Source organism: Streptomyces sp. NPDC101165, assembly GCF_044768135.1.
In the GTDB taxonomy this organism is placed as follows: domain Bacteria; phylum Actinomycetota; class Actinomycetes; order Streptomycetales; family Streptomycetaceae; genus Streptomyces.
Map to the genome: position 1 here is coordinate 1 of NZ_JBIWPG010000066.1, position 1088 is coordinate 1088.

Consider the following 1088-nt stretch of genomic DNA (forward strand, 5'->3'; position numbering starts at 1 on the left):
GTGATCAATCTCGGGTTCTGGTCCCGTGCGGGGGCCGGACCTGGTAGGACGCTGGGTGTGACACGTAGGCAACTCACCGACGGGCAGTGGGAGTTCATCGAGCCGTACTTGCCGATAGGCGAGTACGGTCCGTACCCCGAGCGGCTGCGGGAGCAGTTCGAGGGGGTGATCTGGCGGTTCCGGTCCAGCGCCCAGTGGCGCGAGATGCCCTCCGAGTTCGGACCGTGGGCGACCGTCTACGGGCGCTTTCGCGTCTGGCGGGACGCCGGGGTCTTCTCCGCTCTTCTGGAAGGCATGATCGCCGAGGCCGCCCGCCGGGGACAGACGGACTTATCCCTGGTCAGCGTGGACTCCACCACGGCCCGCGCCCACCACGACGCGGCCGGGATGCACATCGGCAAGGACGTCATGGACGCCCTTGAGGAAGCCGCCGCCGAGCAGGAGCGGGCCCGGCAAAAAGGGGCGGCCCGCCAGAACAGAACGGACAGGACGGCAGGGACGACCCCGAGCAGACAGAGCGACGGCGTATCAGGCGACGGCGCAAGCTCCGCTTGAACCAAGCCCTGCTCGGCAGATCCCGTGGTGGACTGACGAGCAAGATTCATCTCGCCGCTGACCGCAAGTGCCGACCGCTGTCACTCGTACTGACCGCAGGACAGGCCGCCGACAGCCCGCAGTTCGTCCCCGTGCTGCAGAAGATACGGGTCCGTCTGCCTGTCGGCCGGCCTCGAACCCGGCCCGACGCTGTCGCCGCGGACAAGGCCTACTCGTCCCGCGCCAATCGCTCCTACCTGCGGAAACGCAACATCAAGGCAGTCATCCCGGAGAAGAAGGACCAGGCCGCCAACCGAAAGAAGAAAGGCCGCCGGGGCGGCCGTCCCACCTGCCACGACGGCGATCTTTACAAGGAGCGGAACACCGTCGAGCGGCTCATCAACAAGTTGAAGGCATGGCGGGGCATCGCCACTCGATACGACAAGACACCCGAGAGCTACCTCGCCGGCCTCCACCTGCGTGCCTCGATGATCTGGATCAACGACCTCCTCCTGAAGGCAACTGGCTGATCACAACATCACACAGCCCCTAGT

Annotated in this window: 1 pseudogene; it reads left to right on the forward strand. The window is 66.2% G+C overall.

The window, feature by feature from the left end:
• The first annotated feature begins 57 nt into the window (after positions 1 to 57).
• A pseudogene (locus ACIRVH_RS46495) lies at positions 58 to 1064 on the forward strand (IS5 family transposase).
• The last annotated feature ends 24 nt before the right edge of the window (positions 1065 to 1088 follow it).